The following is a 19,518-nucleotide window of genomic DNA, read 5'->3' as shown; positions in this document are numbered from 1 at the left end:
ATCGGCGACAATAGCCGGCCCACGATTCCCCGCCATTCCATGTCCCGACTGCAGTTCCAGCTCCTGGCCACCGATGGCGCGGCCCGCCGCGGCCGCCTGACCTTCCCGCGCGGCACGGTGGAGACGCCGGCGTTCATGCCGGTGGGCACCTACGGCTCGGTCAAGGGCGTGCTGCCGGACCAGGTGCGCGCGCTGGGCGCGCAGATCATCCTCGGCAACACCTTCCACCTGTACCTGCGCCCGGGCCTGGACGTGATCGCCGACCACGCCGGCCTGCACGGCTTCGCCCGCTGGGACGGGCCGATCCTGACCGACTCCGGCGGCTTCCAGGTGTTCTCGCTGGCGCACCGGCGCAAGATCACCGAGCAGGGCGTGACCTTCGCCGCCCCCACCGACGGCTCGAAGGTGTTCCTGGGGCCCGAGGAGAGCATGCGCATCCAGAAGGTGCTGGGCTCGGACATCGTCATGATCTTCGACGAGTGCACCCCGTACCCGGCCACGGAGGATGTGGCGCGGCGCTCGATGGAGCTGAGCCTGCGCTGGGCGCGGCGCTCGCGCCAGGCGCACGACGGGCTGGGCAACGACGCGGCGCTGTTCGGCATTGTCCAGGGCAGCGTGTACCCGGACCTGCGCAGTCGCTCGCTGGACGGGCTGATGGAGATAGGCTTCGACGGCTACGCCATCGGCGGCCTGGCGGTGGGCGAGCCGGAGGAGGAGCGCAACGCCACCCTCGAGCACCTGCACCCGCGCCTGCCGGCCGACCGCCCGCGCTACCTGATGGGCGTGGGCCGGCCGGAGGACCTGGTCGAGGGCGTGGCCCGCGGCGTGGACATGTTCGACTGCGTGATGCCCACCCGCAACGCGCGCAACGGCCACTACTTCACCTCCTTCGGCACGGTGCGCATCCGCAACGCCCGCTACGAGCGCGACCTGGACCCGATCGAGCCGGGCTGCGGTTGCGTGGCCTGCAGCGGCGGCTACAGCCGCGCCTACCTGCGCCATCTGGACCGCTGCAACGAGATGCTGGGGCCGATCCTGGGCACCCTGCACAACCTCTGGTATTACCAGAAGCTGATGGCCGACATGCGCGCGGCCATCGCCGAGGGGCGCTTCGCCGAGTTCCGCCGCCAGTTCTACGCGGCCCGCGCCGGGGGCTGAGCCGGCGGCGGCCGGTCCCGGGCGCATCCCGGCCGGTGGTGTCGGCAGGGGGCGGAGGCCGGGCCGGCGCCCCGGCGGCGCCCTTGCAATGGGCTGCGGCGGCCCTATGGCATAATCCCCGGCTATTTCGAACGAAGCAGGAACATCCCAATGAGCGTTCTCGCCACCCTCGGCACGCCCGTCATCCTCGCCAACGCGGCCGCCGCGCCGCAGGGCGGCGGTTTCGGCATGCTGCTGTTCCCGATCATCCTGATCGCGATCATGTACTTCCTGATGATCCGCCCGCAGATCAAGCGGCAGAAGGAGCATCAGGCCATGCTGGGCAAGCTCTCCCGCGGCGACGAGGTCCTGACCAACGGCGGCCTGGCCGGCGTGGTCACCGACATCGGCGACAACTTCGTCACCCTGGAAGTGGCCGACAACGTGCGCATCCGCGTGCAGAAGGGCGCCATCGCCAACGTCCTGCCGAAGGGCACCCTGAAGTCCGCCTGACCTTCCCATCCCACCGCTGAGCGTGGTCCCGCGCGGGCGGGGCCGCGCGGGGGCCCGCAATGCTCGAATTTCCCCGCTGGAAGTACTTCGTCATCCTGCTGGTGCTGGTGGCGAGCGCGCTGTACGCGCTGCCCAACGTCTACCAGAGCGACTACGCCGTGCAGATCACGGCCAGCCGCGGCGCCGAGCTGGACGAGGCGCTGCGCGCCCGCGTCGAGGCGCAGCTGAAGGAGGCCGGGGTCGCCGCCAAGTCCATCGCGGTCGAGGACGGCAACCTGATGGTGCGCCTGGACGACGCCGACGCGCAGACCGCCGCTGCCGACGCCCTGCGCTCCGGCCTGGGCGAGAACTACACCGTCGCCCTGAACCTGGCCTCGAACGTGCCGGCCTGGCTCGAGCGCCTGGGTGCCAAGCCCATGGTGCTGGGCCTGGACCTGCGCGGCGGCGTGCACTTCGTCCTGCAGGTGGACCAGAGGGCCGCGCTGGAGAAGCGGGTGGACGCCTATGTGGAGGACGTGCGCGTCACCCTGCGCGACAACCGCATCCGCTACACCGCCGTGGACCGCCGCCCCGACCACTCGATCGCGGTGAGCCTGGGCTCGGGCGCCGATCCGGCCGCGGCCCGCGACGTGCTGGCCCGCGCCATGCCCACCCTGTCGGTGGACACCCGGGGCGGCGCCCTGGTGGTGCGCATCCCCGAGTCCGAGCTGGCCCAGATCGCCGAATCGGCCATCGAGCAGAACATCACCACCCTGCGCAACCGCGTGAACGAGCTGGGCGTGGCCGAGCCGATCATCCAGCGGCAGGGCGACGACCGCATCGTGGTGCAGCTGCCCGGCGTGCAGGACACCGCCGAGGCCAAGCGCATGATCGGCGCCACCGCCACCCTGGAGTACCGCGCGGTGGTGGAGGGCAACGCCTACGACGCCGTGGCCACCGGCCGCGTCCCGCCCGAGGCGCGGGTGTACTACCGCCGCGACGGCTCGCCGGTGCTGCTGAGCAAGCGCGTGATCGTCACCGGCGACCAGATGGTGGCCGCGCAGAGCACGGTGGACCAGAACGGCCTGCCGGCGGTGAGCGTCACCCTGAACAACGTCGGCGGCGAGCGCATGTTCAACTTCACCAGCGCCAACGTCGGCAAGCCGATGGCGGTGGTCTACACCGAGCGCATCCCGCAGGTGAAGGAGGTGGACGGCCGGGAGGTGCGCAGCTTCCGCGTGCGCGAGGAGGTTATCTCCGTGGCCACCATCAACGGCGTGTTCGGCAAGAACTTCCAGACCACCGGCCTGGACAAGGCCGAGGCCGACGACCTGGCCAAGCTGCTGCGCGCCGGCTCGCTGGCCGCGCCGATGGACTTCGTCGAGGAGAAGATCGTCGGTCCCAGCCTGGGCAAGGAGAACGTGCAGCGCGGCGTGACCGCGGTGCTGTACGCGTTCCTGTTCACCCTGGTGTTCTTCGCCGTCTACTACCGCATGTTCGGCGTGCTGACCGGCCTGGCGCTGGTGTTCAACCTGCTGATCGTGGTGGCGGTGATGTCGCTGTTCGGCGCCACCATGACCCTGCCGGGCTTCGCCGGCCTGGTCCTGTCGATCGGCCTGTCGGTGGACGCCAACGTGCTGATCAACGAGCGCATCCGCGAGGAACTGCGCGCCGGCGTGCCGCCCAAGGCCGCCATCGCCGCCGGCTACGAGAAGGCCTCCGGCACCATCTTCGACGCCAACCTCACCGGCATCCTCGCCGGCCTGGCGCTGTATGCCTTCGGTACTGGTCCGCTCAAGGGCTTCGCCCTGACCATGATGATCGGCATCCTCGCCTCGATGTTCACCGCGATCACCGTGTCGCGTGCCCTGGCGGTGCTGCTGTACGCCCGCCGCAAGAAGCTCAAGTCCCTGGCCGTCTGAGGGAGGACCGGAAACCATGAAGATCTTCCCGCTGACCCTGATTCCGCACGAGCCGCGCATCGACTTCATGAAGATGCGCTGGGTGGCCATGGCTGTCGCCGCGCTGATGTTCCTCGCGGCGCTGGCCGGCATCGCCGGCAAGGGCTTCAACTACGCGCTGGACTTCACCGGCGGCACCGTGGTCGAGATGCGCTTCGAGCGGCCGGCCGTAGTGGACCAGGTGCGCGCACGCCTGGAGGCGGCCGGCTACGCCGGCGCCCAGGTGCAGAACTTCGGCTCGGGCACCGACCTGCTGGTGCGCCTGCAGCCGCGCGACGGCGAGACCAGCACGGACGCCAACAACCGCACCGCCCAGGAGGTGCTGGCGGCGGTGTCCTCCCCGGACAACCGCGCCACCCTGCTGCGCACCGAGTTCGTCGGCCCGCAGGTGGGCCGCGAGCTGGCGATGAACGGTCTGTACGCGGCCATCTTCGTCGTGGTCGGCTTCCTGATCTACATCGGCTTCCGCTTCGAATGGAAGTTCGCGGTGGTGGCCACGGTGACCACGCTGTTCGACGTGCTGGTCACGGCCGGCTACTTCGCTTGGGCCGGCCTGGACTTCGACCTGACCGTGCTGGCCGGCCTGCTGTCGGTGATGGGCTTCTCCATCAACGACACCATCGTGGTGTTCGACCGCGTGCGCGAGAACTTCCGCAGCCTGCGCGCGGAGCCGCTGGAGGTGTTCAACCGCTCCATCAACCAGACCCTGTCGCGCACCATCATCACCTCGCTGGTGTTCTTCCTGTCGGTGCTGGCGCTGTACCTGTACGGCGGCGGCTCGCTGGAGGGCCTGGCGCTGACCCAGATGATCGGCTGCGTGGTCGCCACGCTGTCCTCGATCTTCCTGGCCTGTCCGATGCTGACCGTGGGCGCGCTGAAGGTCACCAAGCAGGACCTGCTGCCCAAGGCCAAGGACGAGACCGCGCTGGCCCGCCGCCCCTGACGGCGGCGCCCGCCACGGTCCCATGGGAGCCGCCCGCCCGGGCGGCTTCTTTTTTCACGGGCAGGTTCCGGGCATGCACGCGTTCCGGGACGGGGCATCCGGCCGGCCCGGCCCGCCGCGTCGCCGCCGGCGCGGCCTGCGGGAGCGGTGCGGCCATCCGTGGGAGCCGCGTACGCCGCGACCCGGCCGGCGCATCCGGGGGCGGGCGTTCCACCGCCACGCCGGGGCGGCGCCGCCGGGCGGGCAAAAAAGGCCGCCCGCAGGCGGCCCTTCTTCCGGGTGGCGGCACGCTCAATCGAATGCGGCCGCGTACCCCGTGTTGACGATCAGCTTCTGCAGCTCGTCGGCCACCTTCACGTTGCCGGCGATGATCTGGCGCGAATCCGGGCCGCGCTCGTCCATGCGCGGGGTGGCGGCGCCGCGGAAGTCGCAGATGCGGCCGCCGGCCTCGCGCACCAGCAGCACGCCGGCGGCGATGTCCCAGGCCTTCACCCCGGCCTCGAAATAGGCGTCCAGGCGGCCGCAGGCCACGTAGGCCAGGTCCAGCGCGGCCGAGCCGGTGCGGCGCACGTCCTCGGCGTGGGCCAGCAGCGCGTCCACGCATTTCAGCTGCGCGCCGGCGCGGGCGCGCTCGCGCGGCGGGAAGCCGGTGCCGACCACCGCGCCGCCCAGGTCCTTGCGGTCGGACACGCGGATGCGGCGGTCGTTTAGCACCGCCCCGGCGCCGCGGCCGGCGGCGAACAGCTCGTTGCGCAGCGGATCGAAGATCACCGCGTCGGTGGGCTCGCCGTTGTCCACCAGGGCGATGGACACGCAGTAGTGGGGGAAGCCGCGCAGGTAGTTGCTGGTGCCGTCCAGCGGGTCGATCACCCACTGCAGGCGCTTCTGGCGGCCCGGCTGGTGGCCGCCTTCCTCGCCCAGCACCCCGTAGTCGGGGTAGGCGCGGCGCAGTTCCTTCACGATGACCTGTTCGGCCTCGGCATCCACCTCGCTCGCGTAGTCCATGCGCTGCTTCTGGACCACGTTCAGCGCATCCAGGCGGTTGATGTTGCGCAGCAGGACGTTGCCGCCGAGGCGGGCGGCCTTGACCATGACGTTGACGACGGGCTTCAGCAAGGCGAAGGCTCCCGGTAGGGCTACGGAAGGAACGGCGAAGGAAAAGAGCAGGGCCGGCGCGAGGCCGGTCGCACAGTTTACCATCTGCGGCATGTCCAGTTCCTCCCCCGCGCCGGCAGCCCCGGCTGACAACCTCCGCATCGTCCTGGTCGGCACGCAGCACCCCGGCAACATCGGCGCCGCGGCCCGCGCCATGAAGACCATGGGCCTGTCCCGCCTGGTCCTGGTGGCCCCCGAGATCCTGCCCAACGACGAGGCCTACCGCCGCGCCGCCGGCGCCGACGACCTGATCCGGGCTGCCCCCGTGCACGCCACCCTGGCCGAGGCGGTGGCCGACTGCCGCCTGGTGCTGGGCTGCACCGCGCGCAGCCGCAAGGTCCAGCTCGAGCAGCTGGAGCCGGACGCGGCCGCGGCGCGGGCGCTGCAGCGGGCGGGCGAGGGGCCGGTGGCGCTGGTGTTCGGGCGCGAGCGCACCGGCCTGACCAACGAGGAGCTGCAGCTGTGCCACGCCTCGGTGCACATCCCCTCCGACCCGGCGTTCAGCTCTCTCAACCTGGCCGCGGCGGTGCAGGTGCTGGCCTACGAGCTGCGCCTGGCCCTGCTCGCGGCCGCCCCGGCCGGGGCGCCGGCACCGCCGCCGCGGCCGGACGACATGCCCGCCGCGCACGCCGAGCTGGAGGGCTTCTTCGCCCAGCTGGCCGACACCCTGCAGGCCATCGACTTCCACAAGGGGCGAGCGCCGGACTCGGCCATGCGCAAGCTGCGCCGGCTGTTCCTGCGCGCCGACCTGACCGTGAACGAAGTGCGCCTGCTGCGGGGGATCCTGGCCGACGCCCAGCGCATGGCGCGCCTGGCCGGCATGCCCGGCACTTCCGGCACGCCGGGCGGACAATCCCGGCTATCGGACTGAGCGCCTTTCCGCTAGGCTTCCTCGCCATGAAGGGGGAGGCCGCACCGCGCATGCTGCGACGCTGGCTCCAGGCCATGGCCTGGGCGGTGCTGCTCGTCCTGCTGCCGCCGGCGGCGCGGGCGGTGGACGACCGCCACGTGCTGGTGCTGGGCCGCATCAGTGACGACCCGGCCGCCCACTACGACCAGCTCAAGGCCCTGCTGGACTACGTGGTCCCGCGCATGCGCGAGGTGGGCATCACCGAGGGGCGGGTGCTGATGGCGCGCGACGCCCAGCAGATGGCCAGCTACCTGCGCCGCGGGCGCGTGGACTGGGTCACCGAGACCACCAGCACCGCGGTGCAGCTGCAGCAGCGCGCCGGTGCGCGCCTGCTCCTGCTCACCGAGCGCAGCGGGGTCAGCCGCTACCACACGGTGTTCTTCACCCGCCGCGACAGCCCGGTGCGGCGCATCGAGGACCTGCGCGGCCGCACCGTGGCCATGCAGAGCACCGCCTCCACCAGCGCCTACATGGTGCCCATGATCACGCTGCTGGAGGCCGGCCTGGAGCCGGAGATCCTGCTGGGGCCGGACGAGCGGCCTTCGCCGGGCCGGATCGGCTACCTGTTCGCGCGCTCGGAGCTGAACATCTCCGTCTGGGTACAGAAGGGCCTGGTGGACGCCGGCGTCTTCAGCAACCTGGACTGGGAGGATCCCCAGCGCACGCCGCCGGCGCTGCGCGCCGACCTGCGCATCATCCACCAGACGCCGGAATACCCGCGCGCGCTGGAGCTGGTGCGCGCCGACCTGCGGCCGGAGGTCGAGAACCGGCTGCGCGAGGTGCTGCTGCAGGCGGCCGACGATCCCGAGGCCAGGGAGGCCCTGCGGCTGTTCTTCGGTACTTCCCGCTTCCTGCCGGTGGACGCTCGGCTGGAGCAGGCGCTGGACGGGCTGCGCGCCGGCGTCGCCCGGGTGCGCGCGGAGGTGGAATGAAGCTCCGCTTGGGGTTGCAGGCGCGTTTCCTCCTCGCCATGGCCCTGGTGCTGCTGGTCGTGCTGGTGCTGCTGGGGCTGCTGTTGCGCCAGCAGCAGCTAGTCCAGCGCGAGTCGCAGACCATCAGCGGCGCCGTGATCCACTCCATGGTGGACGAGTACCTGCACTCGCACGGGCGCGCACTGGCCAGCTCCCTGGCCGACAACCTGGCCAATCCCCTCTACTACTCCGATCTGGACGCCATCGGCGAGCTGCTGCGCGATCAGATGCGCGACGAGCTGGTGGACTACCTGCTGGTGTTCGACGCCCAGGACCGGCTGGTCCACGACGGCTCCACCGAGATCACCGGCTTCGGCCGGCAGATGCCCGACCCGCTGGCCCGGCGCGCGGTGGACGCACGCGAGCCGGTCAGCCAGGCCACGCCCGAGGTGCTGGAGATCTCGGTGCCGATCCGGGTGGGCAGCAAGCGCATCGGCGGGGTCCGTGTCGGTCTGTCGCTGACCACGGCCAACCGCTACGAACAGCGCAGCGCCGAGCGCCTGCACGAGCAGATCGAGGAGCTGTCCCGGCGCCAGCGCGGCTGGCTGTGGCTGCTGCTGGCCCTGCTGCTGGGCGTGGTGGTGGTGACCGCCGGCTGGGTGCAGCGCACCCTGGTCTGGCCGATCCGGCAGCTGGCCGCCTCCGCCCGTCGGATCGAGGCCGGCGACTACAGCGTCCGCCAGCACGGTGGCAAGCGCAACGACGAGCTGGGCGACCTGCAGCGGGCCTTCGACCGCATGAGCGAGGCGGTGGCGCGCCACGACCGCGAGGTGCGGCGCATGGCCTACACCGACGCGCTGACCGGCCTGAGCAACCGGCTGGCCTTCCGCGACGCGCTGGAGCACCGCCTGTCGCTGCTGCGCGGCACCGGCCGGCAGCTGGCGTTGCTGTTCGCCGACATCGACGACTTCAAGCGGGTCAACGACACCCTCGGCCACGAGGCCGGCGACGAGGTGCTGCTGCAGTGCGCCACCCGGATCCGCGAAGCGGTGCGGCGCCACGGCGGCGAGGATGCGCTGCTGTCGCGCTTCGGCGGCGACGAGTTCGTGGTCGTGGTCCAGGAGGGCGACGTGCGCACGGTCGCCACCCGCCTGGCCGAGGCCATGGTGGGCGAGCTGCGCCGCCCGCTGGAGGTGCAGCAGCGGCAGCTGGTGCTGGGCATCTCCATCGGCATCACCCTGTTCCCGGAGGACGCCTCCAGCGCCACCGCGCTGATGAAGAACGGCGACATCGCCATGTACCAGGCCAAGATGGCCGGCAAGAACGGCTACCGCTTCTACAGCCGGGCCATGGACCACGCGGTCGAGCGCCGCGTGCACATGGAGCAGGAGCTGCGCGGGGCCTGGGAACGCGGCGAGCTGAGCGTGGTCTACCAGCCGGTGTGCCGCACCACCGACGGCAAGGTGGTCGGCGCCGAGGCCCTACTGCGCTGGCAGCACCCGATGCTGGGCACCATCGCCCCGTCGGTGTTCATCGACGTGGCCGAGCAGAGCGGGCTGATCGAGAGCCTGGGCCCGCGCGTGCTGCACGCCGCCTGCGCCGAGGCCATGCGCTGGATGGAGCTGGGCGGGGAGAAGCTGTTCGTCTCGGTGAACATCTCGCCGCGCCAGCTGCGCCGCGGCGACCTGCCGGACATCGTCGCCGACTGCCTGCGCGAGACCGGCCTGCCGGCCTCCTGCCTGCACCTGGAGCTGACCGAGACGGCGGTGCTCACCGACGAGCTGCAGGCCGCCGCGCTGCTGGCACGCCTGCACAGCACCGGCGTGAAGGTCTGGCTGGACGACTTCGGCACCGGCTTCTCCGGCCTGAGCCACCTGCGCCGGGTGCCGGTGGACGGGGTGAAGATCGACCGCAGCTTCGTGGCCGACCTGCAGCGCGACCCGGACGACCTGGCCCTGACCACCGCCATCATCGCCATGGCCCACTCGCTGGGCATCACCGTGGTGGCCGAGGGCGTGGAGAAGGAGGCGCAGTACAACCTGCTGGCCGAGCGCGGCTGCGACCTGGTCCAGGGGTACTGGCTCAGCCACCCGGTCAGCGCCGCCGAGTTCACCCACCTGCTGGCGCGGCGGACCCGCTGAGGCCGGGCCTCAGCCCAGGTAGCGCAGCCAGGAGGCGACCAGCGCGGTCAGCTGCCCGGACACCAGGGCCATGCCCGCCAGGGCGGCGGCCGAGGCCAGCCACAGCGCCAGCAGCAGCACGCCGTCGCGCTCCATCAGCGCCAGGGCGGAGAGCAGGATCAGGCCGGCGAACAGGTAGTTGGTCAGCGGGATCGGCAGGGCCAGCAGCACGCCCAGCAGCACCAGCAGCAGGCCGGTGAACACGCGCGCGGCGCGGCTGTCGGTCAGCACCTGCAGGCGCGGGCGGATCAGGTGCTCCAGCCGCCCCAGCCACGGCCGGATGCGGTCGCAGAAGCGGACCATGGTGGCGCGGCGCGGGCCGCGCCGGCCGATGAAGTCCGGCACCCAGGGCTGGCGCAGCCCGGCCAGCAGCTGCAGGCCGATCAGGATCACCAGCGGCGCGCCCACCGCGCCGCCCACGCCCGGGATGGGGATGAAGCCGGGCAGGATCGACACGAACAGGAACATGCCGAAGGCGCTGTGGCGCAACCCGGCCAGCAGCTCGCGCAGGCTCAGGACCTGGCCGGGGTCGCCGGCGGAGAAGGCGTCCAGCAGCCGGACCACGCCGTTGCCGGCGGGACGGGGCTGCTCATGCGGCTGCGCCATCTTCGCCCGGCTCCAGCCGCCGCAGCAGCAGCTTGTCGATGCGCGCGCCATCCAGGTCCACGACCTCGATGCGCCAGCCGGCCCAGTCGAAGTATTCGCCCACCAGGGGGATGCGGCCGAAGTGGGCGATGCACAGTCCGGCCAGGGTGTGGTAATCGGCATCGCCCATGTCCGGCAGCGGCGCGCCCTCCATCAGCTCGCGCAGGTCGTCGGTCGGCAGGGCGCCGTCCACCAGCAGCGAGCCGTCGTCGCGGGCCACCACCAGGGCGTCCCCGTCGTTGTTCTCCACCGCCTGCAGGCGGCCGACGATGGCGCCCATCAGGTCGCTGACGGTGACCAGGCCCTGGATGTCGCCGTACTCGTCCACCACCAGGGCCATGGACTGCTGCTCCTCGCGGAAGATTTCCAGCAGCTTGGTGGCGTGGGTGGAGTCGGACACGAACAGCGGCGGGCGCACGTGCTCCAGCAGCGACTGCTCGGTCAGCGGCCGGCCCGGGTCGCGCAGCAGGGACTTGATCTCGAGGATGCCGACCACGTCCTGGTCGCCACCGCGGTAGACCGGGTAGCGCGAATACTGGTGCTCGCGCATCGTCTCCAGGTTCTCCTCCAGCGGCGCGTTCACGTCCAGCCAGGCGATGCGGTTGCGCGGGGTCATCATGCTGTCGGCGGTGCGGTCGCCGAGGCGGATGACGCGGTTGACCATGTCGCGCTCGTGGGCGTCGATCACGCCCTGCTCGTGGCCCTCGGCCACCAGCATGCGGATCTCCTCCTCGCTGACGGTGCTGACCTGGTCCTTGCCCAGGCCCAGCATGCGCAGCACCAGGCGGGTGCTCTGCGACAGCAGCCACACGAACGGGAAGGCGGCCCTGGCCAGCACGCCCATGGGCAGGGCGACGAAGCCGGAGATCTTCTCCGGGGCGGTGATCGCCAGGCGCTTGGGCACCAGTTCGCCGAAGATCAGCGTCACGTAGGTGATCAGGGCCACCGCCAGGGCCTTGCCGACCACCGCCGCCCAGGGCTGCGGCTGGCCGAACAGGGTGAAGTCGGCCGCCAGGGCGGGGAAGGCGGACTGCAGGTGCCCGGCGATGGCCAGGCCGATGGCCTCGCCGCCGAACAGGCCGGTGAGGATGCCAATCAGGGTGATCCCGATCTGCACCGTGGACAGGAAGTTCTCCGGCTTCTGCGCCAGCGCCAGGGCGCGGCCGGCGCGCTTGCTGGCCCTGGCCATCTGCTTGAGCCGGCTCTTGCGCGAGGTCATCACCGACATCTCCGACATCGCGAAGAAGCCGTTGAGCAGGATCAGCGCAAGGACGATGAGCGCCTCAGCCACGCCGGATCACCCCGCGGCGTGGGAGGGGAGGGGGGAGGCCGCAGGGGCGGCGCCGAGAGGGAGGATGGGGGTCGTCGTCCATAGGGTGCGCCCCGGGGGCGCAGGGCGATCTTACCAGAACCACCGGGCGGCCCGGGGGCGGGCCCGGTACCCGTGGTAGGGGGACGCCTGTCATAATTTGCCGATTCCCCCGCCCTGACCAGCAGGACCCCGCACATGTTCTCACTGCAGACCATCTTCGGTTCAGGCAAGCAGTTCTTCGTCCTGCTGGACGAGGCGGCCGAGGCGGCCTACGACAGCGCCCGGGCCCTGCACGAGATGATGAAGGCCGCCGACCGGCAGCCGGCCCTGGACGCCTTCAAGCTGGCCCGCCAGCGCGAGCGCGTGGCCTCGGAGAAGATCAGCCAGGCCCTGGTGGAGAGCTTCATCACCCCGCTGGAGCGCGAGGACATCGAAGCGCTCGGCTCGGCGCTGTACAAGATCCCCAAGCAGGTCGAGAAGTTCGCCGACCGCTATTCGCTGGCCACCCAGCACTTGGCGCACATCGACTTCGCCCCGCGCGCGGCCATGCTGGAGCAGGCCGCCGGCGTGGTGGTGGAGATGGTCCGCCAGCTGCGCCACATGAACCTGGACAAGATGACCGCGCTCAACGAGAAGCTGCGCGTGATCGAGAACGAGGCCGACCGGCTGATGCTGGAGCTGTACCGCGACATCTACTCCGGCCGGCTGGACCACCTGCAGATGTTCCTGCTCAAGGAGTTCTTCGAGATCCTGGAGAAGGCCATCGACCGCTGCCGCGAGGCCGGCGTGGTCGCCTACCAGATCGTGCTGAAGAACTCGTGATGTCCGGCGCCGGGCTTTTCGCGCGCGCGGTCGCCGCCACGGCGGGCGCCGATACGCAGGGAGTGATGTCATGCTGACGCTCGTGCTGGTGGTGATCCTGGCCGCGCTGGTCTTCGAGTTCATCAACGGCTTCCACGACACCGCCAATTCCATCGCCACGGTGGTGGCGACCAAGGTGCTGAGTCCGGGACACGCGGTGATGCTGGCCGCGGGCATGAACCTGATCGGCGCCCTGGCCGGCACCGCGGTGGCCAAGACCATTGCCACCGGCCTGATCGACGTCAACGTCGTCGAGGTGACCTCGCAGGTGATCCTGTGCGCGCTGCTGGGCGGCATCTGCTGGAACCTGATCACCTGGTGGTTCGGCCTGCCGTCCTCGTCCTCGCACGCTCTGATCGGCGGCCTGTGCGGCGCGGCCCTGGCGGCCGCGCACAACGACTGGAGTGCGCTGATCTGGTCGCAGGCCGGCGAGCACTGGACCAAGAACCAGGGCCTGCTGTGGAAGGTGTTCCTGCCGATGATCACCTCGCCGCTGGCCGGCTTCGTGCTGGGCGTGGCGACGATGCTGCTGCTGTGGGCGATCATCTCCGGCATGGCCCGCGCCGGCGGGCTGCTGCGCCGGCTGGCGCGGCCGCGCTGGGTCAACGCCTTCTTCGGCAAGGCGCAGATCCTGTCGGCGGCGTTCATGGGCTTCGCCCATGGCCACAACGACGCGCAGAAGACCATGGGCATCATCGCCCTGACCCTGTTCGCGGCCGAGTCGGCCGGCACCCTGGACGCGCTGCCGTCCTGGCTGTGGTTCATGCACCCGGACAACAACGCCGGCGAGGACATCGCCACCTGGATCGTGCTGACCTGCGCACTGGTGATGGCCGCCGGCACCGCCTCCGGCGGCTGGCGCATCATCAAGACGCTGGGCCACAAGATGGTGAAGCTGCACCCGATCAACGGCTTCGCCGCCGAGACCAGCTCGGCCACCATCCTGACCCTGGCCGCGCACTTCGGCATGCCGGTGTCCACCACCCACAGCATTTCAACCGCGATCATGGGCGTGGGTTTCGCCAAGAACCCGCGGACGCTGAAGTTCGGCGTGGTCGAGCGCATCGTCTGGGCCTGGATCCTGACCATCCCGGCCGCCGGCAGCCTGGCCTACCTGTCGCTGCGGGCGATGGAGGCGCTGGGCTGGGCCTGACCGTGCGGGGCGGGCCCAGCCGCGCGGCGCCTGCCTAGAGCATGTCCCCGTCGGCCGACAGTTCCCGCTCCATGCGGTCGCCCAGGCCGCCGATCTCCAGCACCAGCCGCTCCAGCTCGGCCGGGGTGAGGCACTCGTAGGGGCGGTTCTCGCACAGCTGCAGGTAGGGCTCCCCGTCCAGGTCGGCCACCGCCAGGTATCCGGTGCGGCTGTGCCAGTTGAAGGCCAGGGCGCGCAGCGGGTCCACGCCCGCGGCCGGACCCACCGGGGTGCTCACCCGCAGCAGCGGGCGGCCGTCCTCGCCCTCCAGCTCGCCGACGAAGATGGACTGGTGGCGGGTGCCGCCCTGCAGCGACAGCTCCACGCAGGTCACGTACGGCTCCTGCAGGGTCAGCCGGAATCCGGCTGCGGCCAGGTGGCCGCGGACGTGCTCGAAGCTGCGCATGGCGGGGCCCCTCGGACGGGGCTCGGGGCTATGCTAGCGGCAGATGCCCGCCCGGTCCGCCAACGCCGCCGAACGCCTGCTGGCCGTGGTCCGCGCCATCCCGCGCGGGCAGGTGGCCGGCTATGGCGAGGTCGCCCGCCGCGCCGGCCTGCCCGGGCGCGCACGTCTGGCGGCGCGGGTGCTGGCCGGCAACACCGATCCGGACCTGCCCTGGCACCGGGTGGTGCGCGCGGACGGGCGCATCGCCTTCCCGGAAGGCTCGCCGGGCTGGCACGAGCAGTGCCGCCGCCTGCGCGCCGAAGGCCTGGTGGTGGAGCGCGGCCGGGTGCGGCGTCCGGCCGCGCCGCGGGACCTGGACGCGGTGCTGTGGGCCCCCCCCGATCCGTAGGCGACCGGCGGCCGGTATGATGGGCGTCCACATTCACGGATGCCGCGGATGCTCTCGCGACTGCCTTCCGCCACCCGCGGGCTGCTGGTGGCCAACGTGGCCCTGTTCCTGCTGCAGCTGCTTCTGGGGCCGGCCACCTTCGACCCCTTCATGCTGTGGCCGCCCAGCGCCCTGGGCTTCGACCCGTTCACCCCGGCGCAGAACTTCCAGCCCTGGCAGCTGCTGACCTACGGCTTCCTGCATGGCGGCTTCGGCCACCTGTTGTTCAACATGCTGGCCCTGTACATGTTCGGCGCGCCGCTGGAGCTGACCTGGGGCAGCCGCCGCTTCCTGGCCTACTACCTGATCTGCGTGGCCGGCGCCGGCCTGTGCCAGCTGGCGGTGGGCTGGTGGATGGTCCGCCAGGGCGGCCCGGCCTATCCGACCCTGGGCGCCTCCGGCGGCGTGTTCGGCCTGCTGCTGGCTTACGGCATGCTGTTCCCCAACCAGCGGGTCATGCTGCTGTTCCCGCCGATCCCGATGCGGGCGCGGACCTTCGTCATCGTGTTCGGCCTGATCACCCTGCTGCTGGGCTTCACCGGCCTGCAGCCGGGCGTGGCCCATTTCGCCCACCTGGGCGGGATGCTGTTCGGCTGGCTGGTGATCCGCTACTGGCGCGGGCAGCCGCCGTTCGGCGGCGGCCGCCGGCGCGGCGGGCCGCCCTACCTGCGCCGGGTGAAGTAGGCAGGCCGGCGGCTCAGCGCCAGACCCGGACCTGCCCGGCCTCCGGCATCCGCATCGGCTGGCCGGGCTGGCAGCCCCAGACCGTGGCGAAGGCCGGCAGGTTGGCCAGCGGCACGTTGCTGCGCAGCGGGCCGGGGGCGTGGATGTCCGCGGCCAGGCGCCCGGCGGCCACGTTTCCGCCCGCCTGCTGCGCCCACAGCCGCGCCCAGGCGCGGAAGAAGGCCTGGTGCTCCGCTTGGTCGGCCTGGGGATGCGCGGCCGACCAGGCCTGCCAGGCCAGCTCCAGGCCCGCCAGGTCGGCCAGGGTCTCGTCCTTGACCCGCCCGCCGTCGACCTTGGCGCCCGGCACGCCGGGGGAGTCCTGGGCGGCCAGCTGCGCGGCCAGGCGCTCGCCCAGCCGCGCCCAGGCGGCGCGTTCGGCCGGCGTCCACCAGTCGCGCAGCGCGCCGCCGGCATCCACCCGGGCGCCGCGCCCGTCCACCGCGCGGGTCAGCTGGTTGCCGACCAGGGCGGCGAAGGCGCCGTACACGGTGGCCGGATCGGCGGGGTCGAACACTGGCGGCTGCAACACCGCGGCGGTGACGATCAGGCGGTTCTGGGCCAGGTCGTAGGCCAGGGCCGGCTGCTGCGGCAGCATGTCCCAGCGGCGCTCGGCGTTGCCCTTGCCGATCCGGCGCATCTCCTCGCGATGGCGCCAGGTGGAGGCGATGAGCATGTTGCCGCCGAAGCTGCCGCGGCCCATCGGCTGCACCGTGTAGTCCAGGTCGCGGCGCGGGGTGCCGACCTCGATCTCCAGGGCCTGCAGCTTGGCGCGGGCCTCGGCCCGGGCCTCCGGGCCGAGCCAGGCGGCGTGCTCCAGCGCGGCCAGCTGCGCCTGGTGCACCTGCGCGGCGGTGCGCAGGGCCAGCGCCCGCGCCTCGGCGGACATGTGGCGGGCGGCGTACTCGCGGCCCAGCATCGGGCCGGCGGCGGTGTTGATCGCCTCCAGCACCTGCAGCCAGCGCGGCGGCGGCTCCGGCTGCCCGGCCAGGACCTGGCCGCGGAAGGCGAAGCTGGCTTCGCGGAAGCTGCGCGACAGGTACGGGGCCATGGCATCGCCCACGCGCCAGCGCAGGTAGGCCTGCCATGGCTCGGGGCGGACCCGCTGGACCATGGCGTCCAGCTCGGCGAACAGGGCCGGGTCCGGCAGCGAGACCAGGTCGTTCTCCACCCCCTGGGCCCCGAGGAAGGCGCCCAGCTGCAGGTTGCGGTAGCGCCGGGCCAGCTCGGCCACCGGCACCGGGGCGTAGGTGCGGAACGGGTCGGTCAGGTCGGCCGCCGGCTGCGCCTTGCGGGCGATGGCCGTCTCGATCTCCAGGACCGCGTCCACGTCGGCGTCCAGCCGTGCCGGCGGGGTGCCGGTCAGGGCCAGGATCTGGCGGACGTAGCCGCGGTAGCGCCCGCGCAGGGCGCGGGTGTCGGCGTCGTCGCGGGTGTAGAAGGCCGGGTCGGGCAGCCCCGTGCCGCCCTGCAGGAAGTAGCCGATGTGCCGGTCCAGCGCCCGCAGGTCCACGTCCGGGGCGAAGTTGAAGGCCACCGGGATGCCGACCTGGTGCAGGGCGGCGATGGCCGCCGGCACGTCCCTGGAGCGGCGGATGGCGTCGATGCGCGACAGCAGCGGCGCGATGGGACGGGAACCGTCGGCCTCCACAGCGGCCTCGTCCAGGCCGCTGGCCCAGAAGTCGCCCAGCAGCTTCTGCACCTCGTTGCGCGGTGCGCGCATGGCCTCCTCCAGCAGCTCCCGCTGCTGCTGCAGGGCGCGCTCGGCCAGCCCGGCCAGGGCGCTGGCGGCCGCGTCGGGCGCCGACGCCGGGTGGGCCTGCAGCCAGTCGGCATTGGCCTGGGCGTAGAAGTCGGTGCACTGTGCCGGCGCGGCGGGCGCGCGGCCGGCGCGCTTGCGCTGCGCTCCGGCATCGGGGCTGGCGGCGGCGACGGCCAGGCCGAGGCCCAGGGCGAGGGCAAGCGGGCGGATCCTGGTCGTCATCGGCGGCACCGGTGCCCGGGAGGTGGGCGGAGTGTAGCAACCGCCCCGCACGGCCCCGTCCACGCCGGCGCGGCCCGGAAAAAGCAAGGCCCGGACGGAGCCGGGCCTCGCGCGGGTGTCGCGGCGGCGGTGCCGCTTACCAGATCACCACCTGGTCCTCGCCGGTGCGGACCATGGGCTGGCCCGGCTTGCACTGGAAGGCGGCGGCGAAGGCCGGCAGGTTCGACGGGGCGCCGATGGCGCGGAACTGCGCCGGGGCGTGCTCGTCGGTGGCGATGCGGTTCTTCAGCTCCTCCGGAGTGAAGTTGCGGCGCCACACCGTGGCCCAGTTGAGGAAGAAGCGCTGGTCGCGGGTCAGGCCGTCGGTCATCGGGTCCGGCGTGCCCTCGGTGGCCTTCTTCATCGCGTCGTAGGCCGTGGCCAGGCCGCCCAGGTCGGCGATGTTCTCGCCCAGGGTGTGGCGGCCGTTGACCTTCAGGCCGTCGGCGGTGGTGTAGCCGTCGAACTGCGCGATCAGCTTGCCGGTGCGGGCCTTGAAGCCGGCGGCGTCCTCGTCGGTCCACCAGTTCTCGAACTTGCCGGTCGGCCCGAAGCGGCTGCCCTGGTCGTCGTAGCCGTGGGTCATCTCGTGGCCGATCACCGCGCCGATGCCGCCGTAGTTCATCTCGTCGGTGGCCTCCGGATCGAAGAACGGCGGCTGCAGGATGGCGGCCGGGAACACGATCTCGTTGCGCAGCGGGCTGTAGTAGGCGTTGACCGTCTGCGGCGACATGCCCCACTCGTCGCGGTCCACCGGCTGGCCGATCTTGGCGATGTTCCAGCGGTAGTTGAACTCGCGCGCGGCCAGCACGTTGGCCAGGTAGCTGTCGCGGCCGGTCTGCAGGCCGGTCCAGTCACGCCACTTGTCCGGGTAGCCGATCTTGGCGGTGAAGCCGGCCTGCTTGGCCAGGGCCTTGGCCTTGGTCTCCTCGCTCATCCACTCCAGGTTCTCGATGCGCGCCTTCAGCGCATCGCCCAGGTTGGCGACCAGGGCCTCCATCTTGGCCTTGGACTCCGGCGGGAAGGCCACCTGCACGTACAGCTGGCCCAGCGCCTCGCCGGCCAGCATGTTGATCGTGCCCAGCACGCGCTTCCAGCGCGGGCGCATCTCCTTCTGGCCACGCAGGGTCTTGGAGTAGAAGTTGAAGTTCTCCTCGACGAAGGCGTCGCTCAGGAACGGCGAGGCGCCGTCCACGGTGTGGAAGCGCAGGTAGGCGCGCCACACGGCCGGGTCGGTGTCGGCCAGCGCCTTGTCCACCTCGCGGTGGAAGTCGGGGATGGCCAGGGAGAACTTCTCCGGCACGGCCACGCCCTGCGACTCGAAGAAGCGCGACCACGGGAAGTTCGGGGTCAGCTTGTCGGCCTCGGCCACCTCGACGAGGTTGTAGAACAGCGACACGTCGCGCGAGAGCTCCTCGCGGGACTTGGAGACCTTGGCCAGGCGCGTCTCGAAGGCCATCACGTCGGCCGCCTGCCTGGCCGCCTCGTCGGCCGGCACGCCCGACAGCTCCAGCACCTTGGCGATGTGGGCCACGTAGGCCTCGCGGATGGCCTGCTTGTCGGCGTCGAAGTAGTACTTGCTGTCCGGCAGGCCCAGGCCGCCCTGGGAGGCGTAGGCGATGTTGATCTCCGGATTCTGGAAGTCCGGCTCGGCGGCGAAGTCGATCAGGAAGCCGCCGCCCTTGGCCGCGGTGGTGCGCAGGTACTCGGCGATGGCGGCACCGTCGGCCAGCGCGTCGATCGCGGCCAGCTCGGCGGCCAGCGGCTCGATGCCCTGGGCATTGATCCTGGCCTCGTCCATGCCGGTGGCCCAGATGTCGCCGACGATCTTCTTCACGCCGGTGGCGGCGGTGTCGGCGGCAGCCTGCTCGGCCAGCTGGTGCTGCACGGCGGTGGAGCGCTCGTCCAGCATCTCGAACGCGCCCCAGCTGGTGCGGTCGCCGGGGATCGGGTTGGCGGCCAGCCACTTGCCGTTGGCGTAGGCGCCGAAGTCGGTGCAGGCGTCGATGCCCGGGTCCAGGTCGTCGATGCTGAAGCGGTTGACCGGCGGGAGCTTGCTCTCGTCCAGGGTCAGGGCCGCCGGCTCGGCGGCGGTGGTGGCCGCGTCCTGCTTGGAGCAGGCGGCCAGGGCCGCGGCGATGGCCAGCGGCATCAGCAGGATCTGGGGTTTGCGGATGTTCACTTGCGGGTCCTCCGGCCCGGGGTGCGGGCATGGTCAGGCACCCCGGTCGGGGCGCATC

17 protein-coding genes are annotated in these 19,518 nt (G+C 71.8%); 11 read left to right on the top strand and 6 right to left on the bottom strand.

The annotated features are described in order from the left end of the window. Positions 1-39 precede the first annotated feature (39 nt). From tgt to secF, 4 genes are all read left to right on the top strand, one after another. Positions 40-1,158 carry a tRNA guanosine(34) transglycosylase Tgt gene (gene tgt, locus CR938_RS00450; RefSeq protein ID WP_162123103.1) on the top strand — a complete coding sequence of 373 codons (1,119 nt, stop codon included), beginning with the start codon at positions 40-42 and terminating at the stop codon, positions 1,156-1,158. A 150-nt stretch (positions 1,159-1,308) separates the two neighbouring features. Continuing rightward, a complete protein-coding gene (yajC, locus tag CR938_RS00445; protein WP_162123102.1) occupies positions 1,309-1,650 on the top strand; it encodes a preprotein translocase subunit YajC in 342 nt (113 codons plus the stop codon). Positions 1,651-1,709: 59 nt separating this feature from the next. Beyond that, positions 1,710-3,551 carry a protein translocase subunit SecD gene (gene secD, locus CR938_RS00440; protein ID WP_162123101.1) on the top strand — a complete coding sequence of 614 codons (1,842 nt, stop codon included), beginning with the start codon at positions 1,710-1,712 and terminating at the stop codon, positions 3,549-3,551. A 16-nt stretch (positions 3,552-3,567) separates the two neighbouring features. Next, positions 3,568-4,533, top strand: coding sequence for a protein translocase subunit SecF (secF, locus tag CR938_RS00435; protein ID WP_162123100.1), 966 nt, complete (start codon positions 3,568-3,570; stop codon positions 4,531-4,533). A 291-nt stretch (positions 4,534-4,824) separates the two neighbouring features. Here secF and CR938_RS00430 read toward each other — a convergent pair whose 3' ends face one another. Then, positions 4,825-5,649, bottom strand: a complete 825-nt coding sequence (locus CR938_RS00430) for an inositol monophosphatase family protein (protein ID WP_162123099.1) — start codon at positions 5,647-5,649, stop codon at positions 4,825-4,827. 91 nt (positions 5,650-5,740) lie between these two features. On the opposite strand from CR938_RS00430, the gene CR938_RS00425 reads away from it, so the two are divergent. Genes CR938_RS00425 through CR938_RS00415 form a run of 3 tightly spaced genes read left to right on the top strand, consistent with a single transcriptional unit; the run spans position 5,741 to position 9,650 of the window. Further along, entirely contained in the window at positions 5,741-6,559 is an 819-nt protein-coding gene (locus CR938_RS00425; protein ID WP_162123098.1) for an RNA methyltransferase, read from the top strand. A 26-nt stretch (positions 6,560-6,585) separates the two neighbouring features. Then, positions 6,586-7,530, top strand: a complete 945-nt coding sequence (locus CR938_RS00420) for a phosphate/phosphite/phosphonate ABC transporter substrate-binding protein (RefSeq protein WP_246190919.1) — start codon at positions 6,586-6,588, stop codon at positions 7,528-7,530. Next, positions 7,527-9,650: a putative bifunctional diguanylate cyclase/phosphodiesterase gene (locus CR938_RS00415; protein WP_162123097.1), complete on the top strand. Its 2,124-nt coding sequence runs from the start codon at positions 7,527-7,529 to the stop codon at positions 9,648-9,650. The genes CR938_RS00420 and CR938_RS00415 overlap by 4 nt, the downstream gene beginning before the upstream one ends. 9 nt (positions 9,651-9,659) lie before the next feature. On the opposite strand, the gene CR938_RS00410 is transcribed toward CR938_RS00415, so the two are convergent. Continuing rightward, positions 9,660-10,295, bottom strand: a complete 636-nt coding sequence (locus tag CR938_RS00410; RefSeq protein WP_162123096.1) for an exopolysaccharide biosynthesis protein — start codon at positions 10,293-10,295, stop codon at positions 9,660-9,662. Further along, positions 10,279-11,625 carry a hemolysin family protein gene (locus tag CR938_RS00405; protein ID WP_162123095.1) on the bottom strand — a complete coding sequence of 449 codons (1,347 nt, stop codon included), beginning with the start codon at positions 11,623-11,625 and terminating at the stop codon, positions 10,279-10,281. Before CR938_RS00405 ends, CR938_RS00410 begins: the two co-directional genes overlap by 17 nt. A 216-nt stretch (positions 11,626-11,841) precedes the next feature. Between CR938_RS00405 and CR938_RS00400 the strand changes: the two genes are divergently transcribed. Continuing rightward, complete coding sequence (locus CR938_RS00400) at positions 11,842-12,468, top strand: DUF47 domain-containing protein (RefSeq protein WP_162123094.1); 627 nt, start codon at positions 11,842-11,844, stop codon at positions 12,466-12,468. 70 nt (positions 12,469-12,538) lie between these two features. Continuing rightward, positions 12,539-13,660: an inorganic phosphate transporter gene (locus tag CR938_RS00395; RefSeq protein ID WP_162123093.1), complete on the top strand. Its 1,122-nt coding sequence runs from the start codon at positions 12,539-12,541 to the stop codon at positions 13,658-13,660. A 34-nt stretch (positions 13,661-13,694) separates the two neighbouring features. Here the strand turns inward: CR938_RS00395 and CR938_RS00390 are convergent, their stop codons facing one another. Further along, positions 13,695-14,105 carry a hypothetical protein gene (locus CR938_RS00390; protein WP_162123092.1) on the bottom strand — a complete coding sequence of 137 codons (411 nt, stop codon included), beginning with the start codon at positions 14,103-14,105 and terminating at the stop codon, positions 13,695-13,697. Positions 14,106-14,148: 43 nt separating this feature from the next. Here CR938_RS00390 and CR938_RS00385 point away from each other — a divergent pair, with 43 nt between their 5' ends. Then, the gene (locus CR938_RS00385) at positions 14,149-14,493 is read left to right on the top strand and encodes an MGMT family protein (protein ID WP_162123091.1); all 345 of its coding nucleotides are present in this window, start codon (positions 14,149-14,151) and stop codon (positions 14,491-14,493) included. Between the two features lie 48 nt (positions 14,494-14,541). Continuing rightward, positions 14,542-15,216 carry a rhomboid family intramembrane serine protease gene (locus CR938_RS00380; RefSeq protein ID WP_162123090.1) on the top strand — a complete coding sequence of 225 codons (675 nt, stop codon included), beginning with the start codon at positions 14,542-14,544 and terminating at the stop codon, positions 15,214-15,216. Between the two features lie 13 nt (positions 15,217-15,229). Here CR938_RS00380 and CR938_RS00375 read toward each other — a convergent pair whose 3' ends face one another. Both CR938_RS00375 and CR938_RS00370 read right to left on the bottom strand, forming a co-directional pair. Continuing rightward, the gene (locus CR938_RS00375) at positions 15,230-17,239 is read right to left on the bottom strand and encodes a M13-type metalloendopeptidase (RefSeq protein ID WP_162123089.1); all 2,010 of its coding nucleotides are present in this window, start codon (positions 17,237-17,239) and stop codon (positions 15,230-15,232) included. Positions 17,240-17,375: 136 nt separating this feature from the next. Next, entirely contained in the window at positions 17,376-19,436 is a 2,061-nt protein-coding gene (locus CR938_RS00370; protein WP_162123141.1) for a M13 family metallopeptidase, read from the bottom strand. Between the last annotated feature and the right edge of the window lie 82 nt (positions 19,437-19,518).

It is taken from the genome of Pseudoxanthomonas taiwanensis (assembly GCF_010093135.1).
GTDB lineage: Bacteria > Pseudomonadota > Gammaproteobacteria > Xanthomonadales > Xanthomonadaceae > Pseudoxanthomonas > Pseudoxanthomonas taiwanensis.
The sequence above is the reverse complement of the archived record's forward strand: the minus strand, read 5'-3'. Positions and strand labels throughout refer to the sequence as shown.